The 18,828-nt window shown below is 54.2% G+C and carries 20 protein-coding genes and 1 tRNA gene; 4 read left to right on the plus strand and 17 right to left on the minus strand.

Going from position 1 to position 18,828, the window contains the following annotated elements; translation table 11 throughout:
- Positions 1 to 103: 103 nt before the first annotated feature.
- The 3 genes from FBF24_01580 to FBF24_01590 form a co-directional block, all read right to left on the minus strand.
- Positions 104 to 1,063, minus strand: coding sequence for a HAMP domain-containing histidine kinase (locus FBF24_01580; protein ID QCT40582.1), 960 nt, complete (start codon positions 1,061 to 1,063; stop codon positions 104 to 106).
- The gene (locus tag FBF24_01585; GenBank protein ID QCT40583.1) at positions 1,060 to 1,734 is read right to left on the minus strand and encodes a response regulator transcription factor; all 675 of its coding nucleotides are present in this window, start codon (positions 1,732 to 1,734) and stop codon (positions 1,060 to 1,062) included. Before FBF24_01585 ends, FBF24_01580 begins: the two co-directional genes overlap by 4 nt.
- A gap of 127 nt (positions 1,735 to 1,861) precedes the next feature.
- Positions 1,862 to 2,080 (minus strand): hypothetical protein, encoded by a 219-nt coding sequence (locus tag FBF24_01590; GenBank protein ID QCT40584.1) that lies wholly within the window; start codon positions 2,078 to 2,080, stop codon positions 1,862 to 1,864.
- Between the two features lie 189 nt (positions 2,081 to 2,269).
- Between FBF24_01590 and FBF24_01595 the strand changes: the two genes are divergently transcribed.
- From FBF24_01595 to FBF24_01605, 3 genes are read left to right on the plus strand one after another with little or no spacing between them, the layout of a single operon-like run.
- Positions 2,270 to 2,977 carry an ATP-binding cassette domain-containing protein gene (locus FBF24_01595; GenBank protein QCT41165.1) on the plus strand — a complete coding sequence of 236 codons (708 nt, stop codon included), beginning with the start codon at positions 2,270 to 2,272 and terminating at the stop codon, positions 2,975 to 2,977.
- Positions 2,922 to 4,202 (plus strand): ABC transporter permease, encoded by a 1,281-nt coding sequence (locus FBF24_01600; protein ID QCT40585.1) that lies wholly within the window; start codon positions 2,922 to 2,924, stop codon positions 4,200 to 4,202. The genes FBF24_01595 and FBF24_01600 overlap by 56 nt, the downstream gene beginning before the upstream one ends.
- A gap of 3 nt (positions 4,203 to 4,205) precedes the next feature.
- A complete protein-coding gene (locus FBF24_01605) occupies positions 4,206 to 5,351 on the plus strand; it encodes an AI-2E family transporter (GenBank protein QCT40586.1) in 1,146 nt (381 codons plus the stop codon).
- Between the two features lie 12 nt (positions 5,352 to 5,363).
- On the opposite strand, the gene FBF24_01610 is transcribed toward FBF24_01605, so the two are convergent.
- Entirely contained in the window at positions 5,364 to 6,794 is a 1,431-nt protein-coding gene (locus tag FBF24_01610; protein ID QCT40587.1) for a cysteine--tRNA ligase, read from the minus strand.
- Between the two features lie 160 nt (positions 6,795 to 6,954).
- On the opposite strand from FBF24_01610, the gene FBF24_01615 reads away from it, so the two are divergent.
- Positions 6,955 to 7,413, plus strand: coding sequence for an NUDIX hydrolase (locus tag FBF24_01615; protein ID QCT40588.1), 459 nt, complete (start codon positions 6,955 to 6,957; stop codon positions 7,411 to 7,413).
- Positions 7,414 to 7,565: 152 nt separating this feature from the next.
- On the opposite strand, the gene FBF24_01620 is transcribed toward FBF24_01615, so the two are convergent.
- The 13 genes from FBF24_01620 to FBF24_01680 form a co-directional block, all read right to left on the minus strand.
- The gene (locus FBF24_01620; protein ID QCT40589.1) at positions 7,566 to 8,042 is read right to left on the minus strand and encodes a hypothetical protein; all 477 of its coding nucleotides are present in this window, start codon (positions 8,040 to 8,042) and stop codon (positions 7,566 to 7,568) included.
- Between the two features lie 262 nt (positions 8,043 to 8,304).
- Complete coding sequence (gene der, locus FBF24_01625; protein QCT40590.1) at positions 8,305 to 9,738, minus strand: ribosome biogenesis GTPase Der; 1,434 nt, start codon at positions 9,736 to 9,738, stop codon at positions 8,305 to 8,307.
- A gap of 48 nt (positions 9,739 to 9,786) precedes the next feature.
- Positions 9,787 to 10,221 carry a hypothetical protein gene (locus tag FBF24_01630; protein QCT40591.1) on the minus strand — a complete coding sequence of 145 codons (435 nt, stop codon included), beginning with the start codon at positions 10,219 to 10,221 and terminating at the stop codon, positions 9,787 to 9,789.
- 158 nt (positions 10,222 to 10,379) lie between these two features.
- Positions 10,380 to 10,670: a hypothetical protein gene (locus tag FBF24_01635; GenBank protein ID QCT40592.1), complete on the minus strand. Its 291-nt coding sequence runs from the start codon at positions 10,668 to 10,670 to the stop codon at positions 10,380 to 10,382.
- Between the two features lie 167 nt (positions 10,671 to 10,837).
- Positions 10,838 to 11,557 carry an rRNA pseudouridine synthase gene (locus tag FBF24_01640; GenBank protein QCT40593.1) on the minus strand — a complete coding sequence of 240 codons (720 nt, stop codon included), beginning with the start codon at positions 11,555 to 11,557 and terminating at the stop codon, positions 10,838 to 10,840.
- A gap of 1 nt (position 11,558) precedes the next feature.
- Positions 11,559 to 12,968, minus strand: coding sequence for a response regulator (locus FBF24_01645; GenBank protein QCT40594.1), 1,410 nt, complete (start codon positions 12,966 to 12,968; stop codon positions 11,559 to 11,561).
- A gap of 45 nt (positions 12,969 to 13,013) precedes the next feature.
- Entirely contained in the window at positions 13,014 to 15,071 is a 2,058-nt protein-coding gene (locus tag FBF24_01650; GenBank protein QCT40595.1) for a PAS domain-containing protein, read from the minus strand.
- A 48-nt stretch (positions 15,072 to 15,119) separates the two neighbouring features.
- A complete protein-coding gene (locus FBF24_01655) occupies positions 15,120 to 16,376 on the minus strand; it encodes an ABC transporter permease (protein QCT40596.1) in 1,257 nt (418 codons plus the stop codon).
- Positions 16,373 to 17,095, minus strand: coding sequence for an ABC transporter ATP-binding protein (locus FBF24_01660; GenBank protein ID QCT40597.1), 723 nt, complete (start codon positions 17,093 to 17,095; stop codon positions 16,373 to 16,375). Before FBF24_01660 ends, FBF24_01655 begins: the two co-directional genes overlap by 4 nt.
- A 54-nt stretch (positions 17,096 to 17,149) precedes the next feature.
- Positions 17,150 to 17,653, minus strand: a complete 504-nt coding sequence (locus FBF24_01665) for a GNAT family N-acetyltransferase (protein ID QCT40598.1) — start codon at positions 17,651 to 17,653, stop codon at positions 17,150 to 17,152.
- 159 nt (positions 17,654 to 17,812) lie between these two features.
- Positions 17,813 to 18,202: a nuclear transport factor 2 family protein gene (locus FBF24_01670; protein QCT40599.1), complete on the minus strand. Its 390-nt coding sequence runs from the start codon at positions 18,200 to 18,202 to the stop codon at positions 17,813 to 17,815.
- A 130-nt stretch (positions 18,203 to 18,332) separates the two neighbouring features.
- A tRNA-Glu gene (locus tag FBF24_01675) sits at positions 18,333 to 18,407 on the minus strand.
- Positions 18,408 to 18,450: 43 nt separating this feature from the next.
- The gene (locus FBF24_01680; GenBank protein ID QCT40600.1) at positions 18,451 to 18,825 is read right to left on the minus strand and encodes a response regulator; all 375 of its coding nucleotides are present in this window, start codon (positions 18,823 to 18,825) and stop codon (positions 18,451 to 18,453) included.
- Positions 18,826 to 18,828: the final 3 nt, after the last annotated feature.

Consider the following 18,828-nt stretch of genomic DNA (forward strand, 5'->3'; position numbering starts at 1 on the left):
TCTGGTGAGGCTCACCTCACCGTAACTTATTACACCATGGCATTCTGAAAATTAGCTGAAAAATTGTAAAAATGTTAAAAAAAGTCACGCCACCAGAGGTGAATTACAGAGTTTTTGGCAGCGAAATGGTGAACGTTGTCGTGCCTTTGCGGCTGGCGGCGGTGAGTTGGCCGCCGAGGGCGCCGGCCAGTTGCTTGGCGAGGCTGAGGCCAAGGCCGTAGCCGCCAGTTCGCTGATCGCCAGAGAAAAATCGCTCAAAAATATGCGGTAAGTCGCGCGCCGCGATTTGACCATCGTTCGTCAGGCAGACAGTGATACGGTGATGGGCAGCCTTGATGTCAACCTGGACGCGAGACTTACGCGGGCTGTGACGCAGGGCGTTGTCGAGGATGATAGCGATGAGTTCGCGGACGATGAGGCGATGGCTGGTCAGGGTGATGGCCTCGTCGGTGATCAGTACGGTGCGCGCCTCGGCTTTGCGTTCAGTGATCAGCTTTCTGGTGAGGTCGGTGATGTCAAAGGTCTCGGTGGTGGTTTCTAACTGTCGATTAGCAGACGACAATTTGAGCAGCGTCTCGGTCAGTTGCGTTAAGCGGTCAGTTTCTTCGAGCGTACTCTGGAGCGTCTGGCGAAGCGATGCCTTGCTGGCGCGCTGGTCGGACAATGCCAGCTCGGCCTCAGCCTTGATGACAGCCAGCGGCGTGCGCAGCTGATGGCTGGCGTTGGCGGTAAAGCGCGACTGGGCGTCATGTGCTGCCTCGATCGGCTCAAGCGTCCGTCGGGCCAGTATATAGGCACACACACCGCCGCCGAGCAGTACGATGAGGTTGAGATAGCCGAGGCTGATCAGCAAATTGGTGGTTGAAATTGACGGATGGTCGCGGATGATGGTCGTTTCGGTGTGGCCGTCGGTTTTGTGATGCTTACTCCAATTATTCAGCTGGACGTCGAGCTCGGAGCTGGCAACTTGAAAGATGATGCCGCTAAATAGCAAGCTGACGGTCATCAGAATGAGCAAGTACCAGCCGGCGAGCTTGAGCGTTGCTGAAAAAAATAATTTCACTCGCCAGCCTCCAATTTATAACCAAAGCCGCGCACCGTGTGAATCAGCGGCCGGCGAAATGGCTTGTCTATTTTCTTGCGCAGCTGCTTGATGTAGGCCTCGACGTTGTTGGGTAATATATCGGCATCAAAATCCCACACATGGGCGATCAATTTGTCTTTGCTAAGCGTCTGGCCGGGGTGGCGCGCTAGGTATTCAAGGAGCGCGTACTCCTTGCTGGTCAGGTCGATCGCGGTGCCAGCGCGAGTGACGGATTGCGTTGTCTGGTCAATTACGAGATCAGCGATCTGAAGCGTGTCTGGTTGCTGAATCGGCGGGCGGCGAAGGAGCGCTCGCACGCGGGCGGTGAGTTCGGCGATGGCGAAGGGTTTGACGAGATAATCATCAGCGCCGCTGTCCAGGCCGAACGTCTTGTCCTCGGTCGTCCCCAGCGCCGTTAACAGCAAAATCGGCATATCCTTGCCCTGCCCGCGTAAATCCTGCACGATGTCCGTGCCGCTCCGTCCCGGTAGCATCCGATCAACGACCAATAGATCGTACGGCTCGCTCATCGCCATATTCAATCCCTCATCTCCGTCATGCGTCACGTCCACGGCATGATGCTCACGCCGCAGCGCCTCAGCAATGATCCGGGCAATCTTTCGTTCGTCTTCGATGATAAGGAGGCGCATGAGTATATTATATAAAATATTTTGCTAGTGTGTATAGTGAGCATCTCATACCTGGAGTTGCTCAACACAGTATATAGGCTTATAATTATAATCAATGCACCTGGACGATAAAACATTTACCAATCTACTAATCATTTGTCAGGCTCTTGATGCGAAGTTCCCTCATGGTGCTGACATATTCCAGCGCGTATCGCGGCTGTGCGAGGAGAGTGGCGAGCTCGCTAGCGCCGTTAACCACCTTGAAGGTATGGGCGTCAAGTGCCGCAAACACGGCCAGCCGCAGTATGATAATCTCATCAAAGAGATTCAGGACGTCATGCGCTGCGCGGTTGGTATAGCTATGCATTACGGAGTAGAGCGTGAAGTTGTAGCGGCGATAACTCGGAGCGCCGAGGGAGTAGAGCGAAAATAAGATATAGTGCCTTATGCCCCCTGCTCCACCCACATAGTGTATAATAAGCAGAAAGAAGGGAGACATATGGGACGAGATACAGCAAAACAGCAGCAGCCGATTGTCGAGATTCGTCATTTCCAGATGGCGTTTGGTGACAAAACGGTCATCCAGGACCTCAGTTTTGAGGTGCGACGTGGCGAGGTGTTCGGATTCTTAGGTAGCAACGGCTCGGGAAAGACGACGACGCTTAGAGCGCTGTTGGGGCTATACGAGCCGATGGCCGGCGAACTACTGGTTGACGGCAAACCGTACACGGTTGAGGATAGCGTCAAGCTAGGCTATCTTCCGGAGGAGCGCGGCTTGTACAAAAAAGAAAAAGTCATCGACACTATGATTTATTTTGGCCGATTGAAGGGACTCGGCAAAGAAGAAGCGCGCACGTTCTCCATGAATTATTTGGAGCGAGTTGGTTTGAGCGACAAGGCAAAAACTCGGCTGGATAAATTATCAGGCGGCCAGCAGCAAAAAATTCAGCTGGGCGTGACCATCATGGGCGACCCAGAGTTACTCATTTTGGATGAGCCGACTAAGGGTTTTGACCCAGTCAATCGCCGACTACTAATGAACATCGTCGAAGAGCGACGTAAGGCTGGCGCGACGGTGATATTTGTCACCCACCAGATGGAAGAGGTTGAACGGCTATGTGATCGGCTGATTCTATTAAAAGACGGTCGAGCGGCGGCGTACGGTACGCTAGCAGAAGTGAAAAAGCAGTTCGGCGGTGCGTCAATGGATGATATTTTCGTCAAGGTTTATGGCGGCGAGAAGCAGGAGGTACGTCATGAGTAAGATGCATAATTTGGGAATGGTGTTCAAATTTGAAGTGCTGCGCACTCTGAAAAAACCGACCTTCTGGCTGATAGCGCTGGGTTTTCCGGTTATGATCGGATTGATTTTCGGTATTGTTCTTTGGTCAAATCAGGCGACTAAAGAGGCGGCCGATAAGCTTCAAGAACAAAAATTTAGCATTACTATGACAGATCATTCAAAGCTAATCAAGCCGGAAGTCGCAGCGGTGATGAAAGTCCAATCAGTTGACTCCGAAGCTGAAGGTATCGAAAAAGTTAAACGCCGTCAGACGGATGCTTATTTCTATATACCGAAGAATCTCGAGAAGGACACGATCAGGATATACGGCCAAGATACGGGGGTTTTTGAAAACAATAAGTACGAGGCGGTTGTCCGCACACTACTGAATCAGTCGGTTGATAGTAGGGTCACCGGATCGGAAGCGGCAGTGATCAAGCAGAAAATTAATTCGTCACTCAAGACCTATAAAGACGGTAAAGAAAGCGGCGGTGTGAACGAGATGATCGTGCCAGGGTTCTTCCTGGTGCTGTTTTATATGCTCGTTGCCTTCTTTAGTAATCAGATGCTGACGAGTACTGTCGAGGAGAAAGAAAACCGCACTGTGGAGATGTTGCTGACAACGGTGCAGGCCAGGACGTTGATTATCGGCAAGATTTGGGCGTTGATCGCTCTATCGCTGATTCAGGGGATGGTTATCGTTGTGCCGGTGTTGATTGGCTATTTTGGATTTGGTTCGCAGCTGCACTTGTCTAACTTTGATCTATCGCAAATTGTGTTTGATCCGACGAGAATCGCTGTTGCTGTTGCGCTGTTTGGTGCGAGCTTTACCATGCTGACTGGTCTGTTGGTAGCTATGGGGGCAATGATGCCGACCGCCAAGGAGGCGAGTTCGTGGGTTGGCCTGGTGATGATATTGCTATTTGGGCCGCTGTACGCCGCGTCAGTATTCGTTTCATACCCAGAGTCAACCTTCTCAATGGTTATGTCGTACTTCCCGCTTACGGCACCAATTCCGTTGATGATTAGGAATACGGTCGGCAATTTGTCGCTCATTGAGGCCTTGATCGGCGTAGCGGTCTTGGTGGTGTCTGCGGTACTGATCATGATGCTGGCGGTGCGGATTTTCCGCTACGGTGCGATGTCCTATGACAGCAAGTTATCTCTGTCGGCGTTGCGGATGAAGCGAAAAGCTGATAAAGTTTAGGGTATGAAAGTACGCATTGAAATAGACACCAAAACGTTTGTGCGGTTTTGGCTGGTGGTGATTGGCTTTGGGCTGGCGGGGCTGATGATTTATTCGGCGCGGGATGCGCTGATGGTGCTCGGGACGGCGTTGTTTCTGGCACTGGCACTGAACGCGCCGGTGCGTAAGTTGGCGTCGTGGCTGCCCGGCAAGAGTCGGCTGGGTGGAACGGCGCTGGCGTTTATGCTGCTGATTATCATCTTGACTAGTGTGATTTGGTTCGTGGTGCCGCCATTGGTGCAGCAATCGGCCAAGTTTGCCGAGACGCTGCCGGGGTTGGTCAATGGTGTTAACGAGCAGTGGCACGGGCTGAAGGGTTTCGTTGAGCAGAATGGCTTGCAGCCGCAGATTGATTCGCTGATGAATAATATCCGCGGCCAGGCATCCAGTTGGGCGGCGAGTTTCGGCGCGAATATCCTTGGTAGTATCGGCTCGCTGGCGTCATTTTTGGCATCGGCCTTTCTGGTGCTGGTGCTGACGTTCTTGATGCTGCTGGAGGGTCAGGAATGGATGGAGCGGCTGTGGCGATTGTATCGGGATGAGCAGCGGCGCGACCACCACAAGATGCTGGTTGGCAAGATTTATAACGTGGTGACTGGCTACATCGTCGGGCAGCTGACGGTGTCGGGGATCGGCTCGCTGTGCGCCGGGGCGTTTGTGTTTGGCATGAGCTGGTTCATTCCGGAGATCGCAGCCAACTTGGCGATGCCGACGATTTTGCTGGTGTTCCTACTCAGCCTGATCCCGATGTTTGGGGCAACGATCGCTGGTGTGGTGGTGGGACTGATGCTGATGCTCAATAGCGTGTCGGCGGGCGTCATCTATCTCATCTATTTCGTGATCTACCAGCAGATTGAGAATAATTTTATCGCGCCAGTCATTCAGGGCAAGAAAGTCGAGCTGTCGGCGCTGGCGATCTTGGTGGCGGTGACGGTCGGGCTGTATGTTGGCGGCTTGGTCGGTGGTGTGGTGGCCATTCCGATCGCTGGATCGCTCAAGGTGCTGATGGACGATTATCTGGCGCATAATCGCGAGCCGCAGGCGCCGCCGCGCCGCTCGCCGCTAAAAAAGGCGCTCAAAAAAGCTGCTGAGACGAAGCCAGCTGAGTGAGTGGCCGAGAGATTATCGGTATGACCAAACTTGACCAGACGGGGTGTCGCGTAGGGCGATGCCCTTTTCGTCGAGTTGAGCGCGAATATCGTCGGCAGTCTGCCAGTTTTTGGCGCGGCGAGCTTGCTGACGCTCGAGGATGAGTCGCTTTGCTTCATCATCAACGTCTGGCGTGGCGTCCATCAGCCCTAGGCCCAAAACCTCGTCAATTACCTCGAGTAGCTGCAGCAAACCACCACGGTGAATATTCTCCAGTGGCGCATGATCCAGCCGCGAAAAGGCCTCGTCAATCAGCGCCAAGGCCCCTGGTGTATCCAAATCATCATTCAGCTTTTCGATTAGCGCCTGCCGCGCTGCTAATAGCGACACCGTGCCCTCCTGCTCATCTTTCTCATCGTCATCATCCAGCGTGTCGTGCGTCTGGTGTCGCAGCGTCGCATAGCCGCGCCAATGATCCAGCCGCGCCTGGGCCGCTTCCAGAATGTCCCAGGTAAAATTTCCCTCGGTTTGGTAATGCTTGCTGAGAATTGCCAGCTTGAAAGCCATCGGACTAAAGCCACGGGTGGTGATATCGCTAAGGGTGATGATGTTGCCAAGCGATTTGCTCATCTTGTGACCATCGACTTTGATGTGGTTATTGTGCAGCCAGATGTGGGCAAATTGCTGCCCAGTCAAGCTCTCGCTCTGAGCAATTTCGTTCACGTGATGCACCGGAATGTGGTCAATGCCACCAGTGTGAATGTCGATTGTATCGCCCAGCGTTTCCCGGGCGATGGTCGAACATTCCAAATGCCAGCCCGGAAAACCGACGCCCCATGGGCTGTCCCATTCCATGTCGCGCTTGGTGTTGGTTGGTGAAAATTTCCAGACAGCGAAGTCGGTGATGTTGCGCTTGCCTGCCACGCTGACCCGCGCGCCCGCTTCTAGGCCCGCCACGTCCAGCCGCGCTAATTTGCCATAATCCGGCAGCCGCGACGTATCAAAATACATGCCGTCGCCGTCAATTTTGTATAACAATCCCTTCTCGTCTAGCCCGCGAGCAAAGTCGATTTGCTGCTGGATATAGTCCGTTGCCCGCACCAAATGGTCGGGCCGCACCAGCTTCAGCACTTCGTAGGCTTCGTGCTCAGCAATGGCGATGTACTGCTGGGCGACATCCCAGGCGGTTGTGCCCTCGCGGCGGGCGCCCTTCTCCATCTTGTCCTCACCACCATCATCATCGCTGGTCAAATGCCCAACGTCGGTGATATTCTGCGTACGAATCACTGGAATGTCCTGCCAGTGCAGCAATCGTACCAACACATCCCAGTAGATATAACCAACCCAGTTGCCAATGTGTGGCTGTGAATACACCGTCAGCCCGCAGGTGTACATACGAACCGTCTGCCCGTCGAGCGGCTGGAGTTTGTCTTTACGGCGAGTGAGGGTGTTATGGAGCTTCATTACTCTTATTTTACAGGAAAAAGCAGAGATTGGCGAGCGGCCCTGCCCCGTCGCAACTGAGCGCTACCCCCGTATCCCAGTCGTTATCTGGGTGGCTGTAGGATCTACCCGTGCCTATGGTATGATGATCCTAGGAAGTGTAAGGCGAGAAAGGTGATATATGGATACAACATTGTTTCAGTACTGTCAAAAAATAGTGCTATTCAATCAAGACGGCTCTGCTGTGCTGCTCGCTAGGCGCCGCGGGGAGGCTGATTATGATGGCGTGTTCTCGTTTATTGGCGGTAAGTTGGAGTCGACGGATGGTGGCCTGGTGAATGGTCTTCGGCGGGAGAAAAATGAGGAAATTGGCTCGGCTGCTAAAATTGCGGTGGTGACGAACATCAGCGTTAATGAATATTTTGTCAAAACTAATGGACAGGCCATGGTGCTGCCGCACTATTATGCCCGGTTTATTGGCGGTGAAATTATGCTCAATGATGAGTATTCTGAATATCGGTGGGTGAACCTACGTGAGTTAGATCGGTTTGAACCAAAGATTGAGACAGTTGCCCCTATGGTTGAGGCTGTCCAAAAAATCACGCGAGTTGCCACCGAGGCGGATTATCGAGAGATATAGACATGTATTGGCCGCCCCCGCTCGCTTAAAGCCGGCCTAGATTTACGGTATTTTCTATATCGAGTTCGCTTTCGTCGTTTCCGACTCATCAGCATAGACATGCATCTATGGAGCGAACATGACAAGCAGAGCTGACAGAGGTTCGCAGGAGGTTAGTTTTTCGGGGGCAAGAACTCAACAACAAGTTCCCACCTTGTGCTTCCTGTTCTGTGACAGTACACACGGTTCAGGGGTAGGATAGTCTCCAGACAGTTTTTCAGGCCTCCCTCCAGGAGGCCCTTTTCCAACACCGAAGAGGCGGCGTTGGAGCTACAACATCTATCCACAAGACGGCTCCACTTCCGTCTCCACCACCATGGCATGTCGGACAGTAGAATTGTTGTAGTTACAGTCTTCACCCCTTTAAGGGTGTTTGTAGCAAGGGTGTGTAGCACCTCGCTACGGAGTTTTTCGATTGTTCGCATCCATCTAGGGCTCGACTTTAGTTGCTGCCCGAGATTGGTGGCCTCCTTCCCGACCTTCTTCAGGAAGGCCTCTTGCTGGCGCCGCCGCTCGGCAAGCTGCTGGGCTTCGTATTTTTCTTGGTCATCGCGGTATCTATCAATATCCTTGCGTGTAATTTGCGCCACGATATCTTTCCTTTCAAGACAATCTCTCACTTCGCGGTTAGCCTCCGTTTAGCTAACTCTGTCACGAAACGAGATACTGCTGCTCCAAGAGTTAGTATTAATCACCTTGTGCTGTCGTTGTAGCTGCTGTACCTCGTTTCGTTTGGCATCTGCTTGTCAAACTACACTTTCGGACAAGGATTCACTCAACTCGTCAACAAAAGCTGATATATATATCACTAATAGAATAAAATGTCAATGAAATTGAGGCAACAATGTGGTATCATATGTCTTTTTCAGCGTTTTTGGCTTGTTTGTAAGCCTTGGTGACCGGTTCTAGGCCGCGGGCGATGCGTTCGCGGTTGGCTTTCAGCTGCTTTTCGTCGCGGAAAGATAGTTTAATTGGCGTGCCGGCGAAGTTGAAGGCTTCGCGCAGGGTGCGCTCGAGGTAGCGTTTGTAGCTCCAGTGGACGAATTTGAGGTTGCTGCCGTAGACGACGAACCACGGCGGGGCGATGTCGGTCTGGACGATGTAGCGGAGCTTTGGATGCGAGCTCTTTAGGCCGGCTGGCGGATGAGCGGCGACGGCTTTTTGCAAGAGGTCGTTGAGGATGCGGGTTTTGCACTCTTGGTGGCGGCGCTTATAAATGTCGAGGGCTAGGTCGAACAATTTGGCGACGTTTTGGCCAGTGACTGATGAGGTAAAAATCAGCGGTGCGTAGGGTGTGAATTTGAAATGATAGCTGATTTGCGGCGCTAGTTCGTCGCGGGTATAGGCGTCTTTGCCTTCGACGGAGTCCCATTTGCTGACGACCAGGGCTAGCCCCTTGCCTGCTTCGTCGATGATGCCGGCCAGGCGTTGGTCTAGTCCGACGTTTAATTCATTGACGTCCATCAAGAGAAAACAGATGTCGGCTTCGTTGATGGCCTGCATGGTGCGGAGGACGGAGAACTTTTCGATGCCGGTTTCTTGTTTGCCCTGGCGGCGGATGCCGGCGGTGTCCAGTAGTTCAATGGTTTGGCTGTGGCAGCGGACTTGGACGCGGTTGACATCGCGGGTGGTGCCGGCAACGTTGGCGACGATGGCTTGCTGCTTGCCCGCCAAGGTATTGAACAAGTTACTTTTACCGACGTTTGGCCGGCCGATCAAGGCGACGCGGATGATGTCGTCAGGTACGGTGGCGGTAGCTGGCGGGATAAGTTCGGCGATGTTGTCGAGCAGCTCAGAGATACCGATGTTGTGTTCGGCGGAGGTTTTGATGATGGTTTTGATGCCAAGTCGTTTGAATTCGTCGGTGTGGAGCGAGCCTTTGAGGTCAGCTTTATTGGCGATGAGAAGGACGGGTTTGCCACTTTTTAAGGCTTTTTTGGCGAGTTGACGGTCGGCGTCTGATGGGTAGACGGTGGAATCGACCATGACGAGGATGACGTCGGCAGCGGCGGAGGCGTCGGCGATTTGGTCTTGGATGGTGGCTTCGAATTCGTCTTCGGCGGGTTTGAGGCCGGCGGTGTCGATGAGCCAGAACTCAGCCTGGCTTGCCTCATCAGGAGATGAAGCGCGGCGCTTATACGAAACTTTACCGACGACGTTGTCGCGGGTGGTGCCGGCTTCGCGGGCGACGATGGCGGTGCGGGCGCGCGTCAGGCGGTTGAACAATGAACTTTTGCCAACGTTAGCTTGGCCGATGATGGCGACGGTAGGTAATTTATGAGACATAATTACGCCTATTATACCAGAGGCGTGAGGATTTGGCGAGGATGAGCGCTATATGCTGGGTCCGACCAGACCGAGGCGATATAGCGAATAATAGATGATGCAGCCGACGAAGAGGGCTGCCAGAACGAATGCCAGGTAGCTGCTGCCGCGCCAGGCGTGCTTGGTGGAGGATTTCTTGGTGCGTTTTGCCTGACGCCGGGCGAGGATGGCGAATAGTATGAGTCCAGCCAAGATGACGACTTCAATGCCTAATGCATACAAATTCAGTCCGAACTTTGGCTCCTGACCCAGCGGGATAACGTGCGGCTCGGCGATGTAGGCTTGTGTTTTGTCAAGCAGGCAGACCTTGCGCTCGCGAACCGGCGTGATGATGAACATCGCGAAATCCTGTGGATGAGCGAACGGGTGGTCGAAATCTACGTAGCTTTCCTTCCAGTGATACGGAACACCAGGTGAAAATGGATTAACAGCAGGCATACACATGGTGGTAGTATAGCACGGGGTTTTGGTGGGAGGCAATGAAAATAGCCCACCGAACGAGCTCAAACCAGAACTGGATATATCTCAACCCAGGAAATGCAAGTAATGCATCTCAACCAGTTTGAGCCCAGTCGGCGAGCTATTTTCGGTGGGCGTTAGCCCTATCTCTTTGAAGCCTCCTTTCTCTTGATGTCGAAGAGACTCAGCATCGTGATCACCCCCGCAGGGGCGATCACGATGACGATGTAGATCGTCATCGCAATGACGAACCCCCACCCTCTTGCCCAGGTGGCGAGGAGTAGCGGGAATAGTGTGGCCGCGAACCAAAAGAGGATCCCCGCTCCCCGGAATCTCAATTCGTCGGTGACGGTGCAGACCGCGGCCGTTGCCGCGATGGTCGCCCCCACAAGGAGGATCGCGATCATAATGATCATCGGCGCAAACTGATTCACAATCTTTCCTTTCGGTAGAAGAAAAAGCTCAAAGCTAAAGGGCGACTTCCCGCTCTTTATCGAAAACTTTGAGCTGAAAGCTGATATATATATCACTAATAGAATAAAATGTCAATGGATTTTGTCAAAAATGTGGTATTATATGCATTTTTGGCGCCTGGGGAGGTCTAGTGAGTCAGTGGCCCTTCACTAAATTCCCCGCGCTTGATACTGCCGAGGCTGTAATTCCCAAAGTCTGTGCGGTGAAGTTTGGTGACAGTGTAGCCGAGAGCGGCGAAGGTGCGGCGGATTTGGCGGTTACGGCCCTCGCTCATTATAACGATCCAGCGGTGGTCGTCGCCCTCGTGCTGACGTTCCAGCGTCAAGCGGCTCGGCCCGTCAGGCAGCTGCACGCCAAAGTCATTGATCATTTGCCGATGGAGCGGTTGGAGCGGCTGGTCGAGCGTCACCAGGTAGCGCTTCATTTTATAAAACGACGGATGTGTCATCTGGTGGGCGAAGTCCCCGTCATTGGTGAGGAGGATGAGGCCCGAACTGTCTTTGTCGAGGCGACCGACGGGTTTGAGGTGATGGAGACTGGTTGGCAATAATTCGTAAATGGTTGGTATCCCGCCCTGAGAGGCGCGCGAACAGAGGTAGCCGATGGGTTTGTGGAGGAGAATGAGTTGGTGGATTTGGGCGGTGAGTCGTTTGTTGCCGTGGCGAATGATGTCGATTGTAGTGATGCGTTGACCCAGCTTGGCGGGCTGGTTATTCACCGTGACCTTGCCCTGCTCGATCAGTTCGTCAGCCTGGCGGCGCGACACGCCGAGTGCCAGCGCCACGAATTTGTTGAGGCGCTGGGCAGATGAATTGGTAGAATCGGATGCTTGCGTTGGTGTCGTCATACTAGGAAGCTACCGGTGGCTGCGGCGGAAAGGCGTTGGTCGGTGGCTGGGGTGTCGTTGGCTGTGCTGTGGGCGATGGCTCTCCTTCAGGGGTTGAGGTCTGCTCTGGCTCGGACGCTGGAGCTGGGTCGGTCGGCATCGGTGCCGGGGTGGGTAGGACGAATGGCGTATCATCATTTTGTGGTTGTGATGATGCCGCGTTGGCGAGCTCGGCATTGATCGCGGTACCAGTATCGAGCGGCTGGTCATCAGCTGGCGTCGGTAGCGGCTCGAGTGCATCAAGCGTCAGGTCGCCGTGCGGCTTGGCCATAGCATCAGGCGTCGGCAGCGTGAAGTCGTTTGAATCTGGCGCCGGCTGCGGCGAGGCCTGCATAGACTCGAGCTGGTCGCTGAGCTCCTGCTCCATCATCTTGGACATGTCGGGCTGTGGTTCTTGGCTCAGTGGCTGGATCACCCGCTCACCACCATGGCTGGTCGGCTGCGGCGATGGTGATGAGGACGGTGCTGTTGGCTCTGGCAGGGCGTCGGCCGGTGGCGTTGGTGCTGGCTCAGGGGACGGCGCTGGGTCAGAGACCGGAGGTTGCTCTACCTCGGGTGCTGGAGTTGGCGCTGGGTCGGTTGGTGTCACTGGCTCGCCGGCGGTTGGCTCAGGCGGTGCGGATGGAGCTGCCGGCGTCGGCGCGGCGCTCGGCAGGACGAACGGTGCTGGGTCGGTTGCTGGAGGGGTCGAATTGTCTGGGCTAGCTTGAGCGGGTGCGATGGCTGAATCATCCTGAGTCGGTGGAGTTGTTGGTGCCGGGGTGACAACTTGTGTGGCGATTGGCCCGGCGAATTTATCGCTTTCGAGGACTGTGCGCTGCTCGACGGGGACGGCGGAAATTTCATCTAAAAACTGTCGAGCCTGCGCGTCGGCGGCTGCTATCTCTGCCGGTGATGGCAAGGTGACTGCCGGAGCGTCTTGCTGGGTGGCCGGTGCCGCCAACGGCGCGCCAGCTGCTACGGGTTCTGCGGCCGGAGCTGATTCGACTGGTGCGGCTGCTGGCGCATCACCCAGTACTTCGTGGACCGTGCGCACCACGTCTTCGATGCCGACTTGTGACTTGACGAGGTAGCGATCAGCGCCGAGGGCTTCACCACGTTGCCGCTGGTCTTCGGATGACAGCGCGGTCATCATGATGACTTTGACGTCGCGTGTCTCGGTGGTCGAGCGCAAGATATCCAGCATGTCAAAGCCAGAAATCTTGGGCATCATCACGTCACTGACGATCAAGGCCGGGCGTTCTTTGATAGCCATAGCCAAGGCCTCTTCACCGTCGCCCGCCGAAACGATGTCGTAGCCCTCAGCTAGCAACCTGACGCCGTAAATCTCGCGCAGGCTTTTGTCGTCTTCTACTAGTAAAATCTTTGTCATAACTACCTCTACTATACCGAAGTTTGCACCAAAATACTATAGTGGTTATGGTTTTTGTTGGGCAGCATCTGGTTCTGGGATAGCGAGTGGTGTTGATGGCGTGGGCGTAGCGGTTGGCTCAGGCGGTGTGGGTGTGGCAAGAGGCTCGGGGGCTGGGTTGGGCGGTGTGGATGGCATGGCGGGCGCGGGAGTGGTTGGTTCGGGTGGTGGTGCGGGCATTAGCGGCAGCGGGCTAAAGTTGGGCGGCGGCACCGGCGGCGTGGCCGGCTTAGTTAGGACGGTATCGGCGGCGTCCGGCTGGGTAGCGTTGATCGGGACGGTCGGCTGGACAGCGACAGCGATTGGCGGTTCGGTGGTCAGTGGTGGAGCAGCCGGCGCGGGGATGGTTGGTAGTTGGCGCATGGCCTCGTCGGTTCGGGTGCGAGGAATCTCGAGAAAGAAGGTACTGCCCTTGCGGTATTCGCTGATGACGAATAGGCGGCCGGACATTGCCTCGGTCAAGCGGCGGCTGAGATACAGGCCGAGGCCGGTGCCACCGATCTCGCGGGTGTCGGAATTGTCGACGCGGTAGAACTTTTGAAAGAGGTGCGGTACATCTTCGGCGGGGATACCGATGCCGCTGTCTTGGACGCTGATGGTGATCGTTTTGTCATCGCCGGTGATGTCCACGACTACTTCCCCGTCGGGTGTGTACTTGATAGCGTTTTCGATCAAGTTAGAAACAACTTCGCGGAGGTGATCGGCATCGACGTTGGCGTAGTATGCTGGCTGGACAGTGGCGGCGGCGTCCGGACGGAAGGTGCAGACGAGGCCTTTTTCGGCGGCGCGTGGCGCCAAGCCCTCAAAAATCTCGCCAACGAAAGTAGTGATATTGATAATCTGTGGCTCATTCTTGAGGCGGCCGTCTTCGGCGCGGCTGATGTCGAGCAGATCTTGGAATAACCGACCCAGGTGCTGGGCTGAGGCGTGGGCCTTGGTGATGAAGTCGCGTGCCTTGTCATCGATGTGGGCGGTGGCTGGGTTGAGGGCCAAGCCGAGATAACCCTCGATGGAGGCAACGGGTGTGCGCATTTCGTGGCTGGCGGTAGAAATGAATTCGGCTTGCTGGCGCTCCTCGGCTTTTTCTTTGGTGATGTCGCGAAAGACGACGATGATACCCTCGTTGTCTTTACCGACCGGTGAGGCGACGATGGAGACGAGGATTTGCTTATCAGAGGCAGTGCGGAGGAGTAATTTGTCGGAGTGTGCCGGCCGATTATTGATCAGTGACTGCATGACCGGGTTTTCGGTAACAGTGACGTCCTTGCCGTCGGCGGTGACTAGTTGGATGACGCTTTGCCATTTGAGGCCGAGGGCGTCGCCTTGGTTCCAGCCGATGATCCGCTGGGCCGAGGGGTTGATTAGCTCGATATTGCCCTCGCGCGAGATGGCCAGCACGCCGTCGTCGATAGTATTGATGACAATGTCAGAGGTGCCCTCGGCGGTGGATAGCTTGGTGCGAAGTTCAGAGATGTCGCCGAGCTTGCTGACGCGCGGCTGATGGCGCCAGATGATAAAGCCAAGAGCTAAGGGTGCCAGGCCAAAAAATAGCGCGCCGATCGTGGCGATGAGACTGGCGTGCTGGGTGATGGCGGCAGTGGTGATGGCGGTAATGACGAGGAGGCTGGTGCCGAGGACGACGGGCCAGCCAAAGAAGCCGGCGAATACCGCGGCGCTGAGCCAGGCGGCGGCGAATGGCGATGCCAGAAAGCCGCTAGTAGCAACCAGCGAGCCGACGGCAAGGATGATCAGGCCGTAGACGGCGATGGATGCGGCGGTGATGGCTCGACGCGGTAGCCACAGACAGAGGATGAGGGCGGCGAGGCTGACGAGGGCGCTGATGGCGGCGGCGAGGTCAGTGATGGCTTCGCCGATGGGTAGCCGGTAGCCGGTCGGGATAAAGCGCGCCCAAGCATAGAGGAGGACGATGACCAGCCCGACGAACAAGGCCGCCTCGCATAGGCGCCGCAGCCAAAATCGCGACAATTCACCGACTTGCGAAACATCCCCCGCCCACTTCATGCTTGTATTATAGACCGAGACGAGCAAAAATGATACCCACATTGAGCCACGTCACGGCAGGTGCGTATTCAGCTGCCTCGAGGCGCGCGCTCAGCCCTTCCCTAAAATCGCCTCGAGCATCTTCATTCGCGAGGCCATGATGGCGGGGATGGCACCACTGATGATGGCGACCACTAGCACAACCTCAGCACGGAATAGCAATTCCCACCACGATATGTTGAGTGTCACGTCAGCAATTGGTAGACTGAACGGATGTGCCACTACATACGGCACTAGCCCGCCGAGGAAAATTGCCAAGCCGACCGCTATACCGCACATCGCATAAAATAGCGCTAGTAGGACATAGCTAAAGACGATCACTCGCGGCTTGACGCCAATCGCCCGCTGAATGCCGATTTGCCGCCGCTTGTTGATGATGTCAACGTAAATCACGATGAAGATCGTCACCGCCGCAATGATAATGCCGACTATCAGCATAATAGCGTTGAGCGACTGAAAACTACCGGTAATCGTATCCATAACCGTCGCTCCGTCGCGCCAATCGTGAACGCGCAGGCCGGGATAGTTCAGGTCAGTAAGTGCTCGTTGCACCGACGCCTCCTTGCCGCGGCTGGTGCGCACGACGATCATGCTGGCATCGTTCTCGCCAGCTGCCAAACGGCTCGGTATGCCGCTGGTGAGCTTGCGCCATAAACCGCGCGAGATGTACGCTTGAATATCTGCATTATAAAATTTTGTCGAGGTAATACCGCCGACTTTAACGTCGACCTTTTTACCGTTAATACTTATCGTTACCCGGTCGCCAACTTTGACCCCTTCGAGCGAACCTCTCTCGAGCAGCCGGCTACCCAGGACGATCTCATCGTCGCCCGCCAAAAACGTTCCGTCCGACACGCGGTTAGCGACCTCCAGGGTTTGGCGAAAGTCTCGCGGATTAACGACATTGATCCGAGCCTGTACTTGCTTGTCATCGTTATATCCTAATACCGCCGGCACAGCCAGGATTTTGTCAGCCGCCGTCACGCCGTCGATGCGTTTGATCTCGGCCAGCTTGTCATCGACATTGGTGATGTACTCGCCGGGCTTTTTGACATCGATATAGGCCTCGCCGACCATCAGGTTCTTGATCTGCGATTCAATCGCCGACGTGACGCCAGCTAGCAGCGACGATATGAAGGCTAGATTAATGAACGCCACCGCCACTAGCAGCGTCGTCAGGCCCAGCGTCCACTTACGGCCGCGCACGATGTACTGCCGCATCAATCGCCAGCCTAGCAAGAACTCGCGCCACAGATTGTTCTTGGGCTGCGGCGTTTGCGTTTCCTGCGTTTTGCGGGACTGGCTCATAGTAGCCTCCCGGCTGAAGGTTTGCGCTCGCCTTTTAGTTTGCCGTTTTCAAACACGATTTGCCGCTTGGCATAGGCTAGCTCATCAGCTTCATGCGAGATCATCACCAAGGTTATGCCGCTGGCATTAATTTCCTTCAATGTTTCCATGACATTTGTTGAGGCAACCGTATCTAGGTTAGCCGTCGGCTCGTCGGCAAAGATAATGTGCGGCTCATTGACCAGAGCCCGGGCAATCGCCACGCGCTGCTGTTCGCCGCCAGATAATTGCGATGGCAGATGGCGCGCTCTGTCCTTCAAACCAACACGATCCAGTTCGTGCAAGGCTTTTTGTCGGGCAATCTTCGCCGAGCACCACATCAGCCGCGGCAACATGACGTTTTCTAGGGCGGTGAGCTCACGAATCAGGGCGTACTCTTGAAAAATATAGCCAACTTGGCGCAGGCGCAGTTCAATTCGCTGTTTTTCTGGTAGCTGAGTGATCTCTATCGCCGGTGTCTCGTCACCCCTACTATCAAACCAAATCGTGCCGCTATCAGGGCGATCTAGCATCGCCACCTGATGCATAAAGGTCGATTTGCCCGAACCATTGCGCCCCGTGATCATCAGAAAATCGCCGTGACGAATCGAAAAACTGACGTCCTTGAGCGCACGCGTGGCACTATCACCCGAACCGTACGTCTTGCTGAGATGCTCAATGGTAAGAATTTCGCGGGCCATAGTATCAGTATAGCGCGCGGTGGGGCGCCGCTTCAAGCCGAGATCCCGAAAAACCTACCACAGTTTTGTTATCATTTCTACTTCGCGGGCCGTAAGACCATATTTTTCATAGAACGCTATGGCGGGCTGGTTGCCGCTCAGTACTTTTAACCGCAAGGTATCGCAATTTTTACTCTGGAAATAGCGCTTCATTTCATCCAGCAAGGCTCGCCCGATACCGCTGCCGCGCTGTTCTGGCTCAACATAGAGCAGTCCGATCCAGCCATCTTTTCGTGGCTCATGCACCGCATCGAAAACAGCGTCCTGACCAGGTTGATGATCGATAATCACGCCCTGAATAAAGCCGACCACCTGGCCGTTCTCCTCGGCAACATATATCGCGCCGTCCATATCCTCACTATCGCTGATCATCCGCTGCATATAGCCGTGCGCGTCTCGCAGGTTAGCGAACGGCAGCGATTCCGCTGTATCGTCAACCTGCGCAAAATGTGCGTGCAGTTTGATCGCCAGCTCATCGATTGCGGTACGGTCTTTGGGGTGGAAGGGGCGGATTGTCATAATGAAATCATACTATGGTGGAGTATCAATGGCAAAACTCATGTTGTCGCTAAAAAGGCTCACCTAACTAGAACGATTTGATTTTTATTCTTTAGCAAAAATCAATTATTATATCATTGTATATAATTTTTTAATTGTTTTACTAGGGATGAATTTGATTTATTCCCAAAACTTATCTTCTTCGTCTTGTTGTTCTGCAAAAGTCCACACTTCTTGTATCTTGCCATTATCTATTTTGAATAGGTCAATACCCGGGTCATTTAGTTTTTCACCTTCTTTTTCAGCTAAAGAAACGACACTGGCAGCCACAAAACAGTCATTACTTGCAGCCCAATTTGTAATTACTCTAAATGTACCATTACTTCTTTTGATAAATTCTCCTAGACGCTCTCCTAGCGCCTGTTTTCCTTTAACAATTCCTGAAAGTGGACCCTCTCCTCCCATGTGCCATACAATATCATCGGACATCGTTTCAAAAACTGCTTCAACGTCTCCCTTTGATAATGCTTCTGTATAAGCATTAAATACTTTCATGACCTCATTTTTCATAGCTGTTCTCCTTTCATTTTTTGAGAAATGTTTTTCTCTTACTGTCACTATACATTACGACTCAGAAACTTTTACAAAGAAAACGGGCGATTATAATCTTATATCACCCAAGTGCAGGTATGAAAAGGTTTGGTGACCCTACCGGGAATCGAACCCGGGTTGCTGGGATGAGAACCCAGTGTCCTAACCGCTAGACGATAGGGCCGCGTAAGCCACCGGGTCATTATAGCATGGTTAGCTGGGGGCGTCTAGCCCATCTTGTTGACGACGTCGATCAGCTTGCGGGGCGTGATGTCGGCCTTGATGAGGTAGCCGTCGACGCGGTTCATGATGGCGGATTTGGTGGCGTCGTCCTGTTCAAAGTTAGTCATGATGAGGATTTTGCTGTTGGGAATCAGGTCGGTATCATCAGAGCGCAGCGCGTCCAAAATTTGGTCGCCGCGCTGTTCGGGCAGCATTAAATCAAGGATGATCAAGTCAAATGGCTGACTCCGGGCCATGACCAGCCCGTCGTTGCCATCGACCACCCATGTCACGTCATAGCCAGCTTTTTGCAGGCTGCGTACATACATCTCGCCGATAAAGCGGTCGTCCTCCACGCACAAGATTGTTTTGATCGCCATACT

It is taken from the genome of Candidatus Saccharibacteria bacterium oral taxon 488, from assembly GCA_005697215.1.
In the GTDB taxonomy this organism is placed as follows: Bacteria; Patescibacteriota; Saccharimonadia; order Saccharimonadales; family Saccharimonadaceae; genus Nanosynbacter.